The 2,869-nt window shown below is 60.1% G+C and carries 4 protein-coding genes; 3 read left to right on the forward strand and 1 reads right to left on the reverse strand.

What is annotated here, in order from left to right; translation table 11 throughout:
* The first annotated feature begins 197 nt into the window (after window positions 1-197).
* The 3 genes from JRN21_10800 to JRN21_10810 are packed head-to-tail and all read left to right on the forward strand — an operon-like array spanning window position 198 to window position 2,103.
* Window positions 198-674, forward strand: a complete 477-nt coding sequence (locus JRN21_10800; protein ID MDG6989789.1) for a hypothetical protein — start codon at window positions 198-200, stop codon at window positions 672-674.
* On the forward strand, window positions 671-1,228 hold the full coding sequence (locus JRN21_10805) for a transposase (protein MDG6989790.1): 558 nt from the start codon (window positions 671-673) through the stop codon (window positions 1,226-1,228). The genes JRN21_10800 and JRN21_10805 overlap by 4 nt, the downstream gene beginning before the upstream one ends.
* Entirely contained in the window at window positions 1,186-2,103 is a 918-nt protein-coding gene (locus JRN21_10810) for a hypothetical protein (GenBank protein MDG6989791.1), read from the forward strand. The genes JRN21_10805 and JRN21_10810 overlap by 43 nt, the downstream gene beginning before the upstream one ends.
* A gap of 153 nt (window positions 2,104-2,256) precedes the next feature.
* Here JRN21_10810 and JRN21_10815 read toward each other — a convergent pair whose 3' ends face one another.
* Window positions 2,257-2,466 carry a hypothetical protein gene (locus JRN21_10815; protein ID MDG6989792.1) on the reverse strand — a complete coding sequence of 70 codons (210 nt, stop codon included), beginning with the start codon at window positions 2,464-2,466 and terminating at the stop codon, window positions 2,257-2,259.
* Window positions 2,467-2,869 lie beyond the last annotated feature (403 nt).

The raw sequence follows: 2,869 nt of genomic DNA on the forward strand, positions 1-2,869 counted from the left end.
GCGGGCACCATCTGAGTGATATTCTGACACTTTGCTGAGCGGCCCCGGCCCCCATATTTAAGACAGGGAAGCTCATTGGCTCTGTAGAAACCCTCTCTTCAGGAATCCGGTCTGAATGAGATTCTCTTCGTGATACGCTCTAGATTCCTTCAGACGGGTGGTTTTGCCATCGTCCCCCGGCCCTCCGTCTGACTAGGATGAAGCATCCGAAGGACGACGACGAAGAGAGGAGGAGGGTCAGCCGCTACATAAGGATGGTCAGGGCCGTCTTCAAGGTCTGCCGGCGGCAGCGCGTCCCGCTCTACTCTTCCAAGTTCTCCAGGAGGGACTTCACCCAGTGGCAGCACATCGCACTCCTCGTCCTCTGGCAGAGGATGAGGAAGTCATATCGGGAGTACGTCGACGACCTCCTCCCAGTCGCCGACACCCTGGTCGAGGAGCTCGGCCTCTCCAGGCTCCCCCACTTCACGACCTTGGAGAAGTTCATGCTCCGGGTTCCGTCCACTCTCCTGGAGCGGGTGATGGGAGGGTTCGTCCTCCTGACCAGGGTCAGGAGGCAGGTCTTCGGGATCGACTCGTCGGGCTTCTCCCTCCACCATGCGTCCTACTACTACGCCCTGAGGGTCAAGCGCGACGTCCTATCGGGCATGAGGAGGCAGGTTTCAGGGAGATGACGAGGCCCAGGAGGAGGTTCCTCAAGCTCACCATCGGAGCGGAGCTCAGGCGCCAGCTCGTCACCTCTGTGAGGGTGAGGAGAGGGCCCTACGGCGACATCGTAGACTTCCCATATGTGGTGAGGAAGGCGCACTCCGTCAGGCCCATCGGCGTGGGCATAGGGGACAAGGCGTACGACTCGGAAGAGAGCCATGAGCTCCTGAGGGATGAGCTCCACGCCATGTCGATGATCCCACCACGAATGGAGAAGGTACCCCTCTGGAGGACCGAGGGGCTCTACAGGAAGGAGATGAAGAGGAGGTTCTCCGAGAGGGTGTGCCACCAGAGGTCCAAGGACGAGACCATCTTCTCGGTCGTGAAGAGGACCATGGGGGACGAGATGAGGTCCGTCAGGACGAAGGGGCTTAACAACGAGATCAGGTTCAGGATGATAGCCTACAACGCCATGAGGGTCGCATCCTCTTTTGTCGGAGGGTTTCTACAGAGCCAGGCGGAGACACCCGTGGTATTTTGGAAAACAAGTTCCACAACTCGAAAAATTTCATCGCAGTGACAGCATCGCTTGCAACGGTCCTCCTCTTGGTCGCGCCCGCGCTCACGCCAGCAGCGCTCGCCGCTCATCCGACTCAGATTAACATAACTCCAAGCCAGTCGGCCTGCAACGGTTACGAAGGGAACCCATCGGGCATGGGTCAGGGGTGCTACAACGAGTTCATCTGGTTCGGGTTCAACTACTTCAGCACCGCCTCCGTCTGGGACACGGTCTGGTCTAACTGCCCGACGCCAGACACGACCACCACCGACGTTTCGGTCGACACGACGATGACGACCGCAATCAGCACAGCCAATCCCGAATGCACCAGCAACGCGCTCGCCGGTGGCAACCCCAGCGGCAGCTGGGCTAATTGGGACTACAATGCCCCGTGGATCACTCCTCCGCCATCCCCTAGTTGTGCGCCCTGTGCCTCCGTCCTTCAGTTCGTCTACGATGGGCACAACAAGATAACCTGGGGCCTTTTCACGTCTAACACTGACACCACTAACACTGGGCAGATCATTTTCACAGGTAATGTGTCCAACGTATTCAAGGCAAACCCGATGCAAGGCAACATAACACAAACCGATCCCAGCACAGGCGTGGTCTACGGCTGGAACCTCGTCGGAGGGACGCTCGCCTTCAGTGGGACCCCGGACACCTCGACCTTTGAAAGCGGCACCATCTACCAGTGGAGCTACATCACCCCGGCATACTACGCCTCGACGGGCGGCTCAGGAACCTGGACCACGGCCATATTCGTCCCCAAGTTCAACGCATACTTCGTGCTGTTCCAGATATACAACATCCAGAACAGGACTTTCAGCGAAGGCCAGGTATACAGCCTAGACACCGGCCCGTTGGCTACAATGCCCACCTCTGTGACTCCATGATCGTTCACTGCGCCTCTGTAGCATGATGAAACGGGCGTGAGGGCCGCCTGCCCTCACGCGCCCCCCTTTTCTTCATGAATAGCAGTCCGAGAGTTGACAGGGCGTAGGTATCATCGCCAAACGACGAACGACTCTGGGACGGGCACTCAGAGCCTATCCCAAGATTGTTCTCCTGCGGATGGTTAGACCACAGGCCACCTGGACCAGAACGCGGCAGTCCTCGGCCCTCTTCTCCCGTCGCATCAGGAGCCTCCTGAACCGGTTGAGCGAGCCAAGACGCGCTCCTCTCCGCGGGTAGCGCCTCACCAGGTCATCGCTCTCCCTTCTGTGCCGCATGTGCGGCACGTACCCTCTCTCGACCACGTCCGTCTCCATCTCTGGGTAGTCGTACCCTTTGTCCAGGCACAGGTGCTGAGGATGGCAGCGACTGGGGCAGGGCTCTCGACGACGACGCTGTTCAAGGCCTCGAAGGCGCCGCCAGAAGCGCGCGGACCCGGTCGACCGCTGACGAAGCATGCGATGCCCGGTCAGGACGTTCGTGCGGGGGACCGACGACAATCGCGCCGAGATGTGCAGGTTCTTCACTTCCATGGGAAGGACGGCGTACAGTCTGCTGAAGGACTGCGCCGCCCGCCCAGTCTGCGGGGCGCTAGTGTGCCCGCTTCACGACCCTCAGGCCCTTCGGGTCGTGCACCGCCTGGGTGTTGAAGAGGGACCGGAGCAGCGCGACCGTCGCCGGGTCGTGCGCCCCATCGACCAAGAGGAA

This window comes from Nitrososphaerota archaeon (genome assembly GCA_029785825.1).
In the GTDB taxonomy this organism is placed as follows: domain Archaea; phylum Thermoproteota; class Nitrososphaeria; order Nitrososphaerales; family Gagatemarchaeaceae; genus UBA183.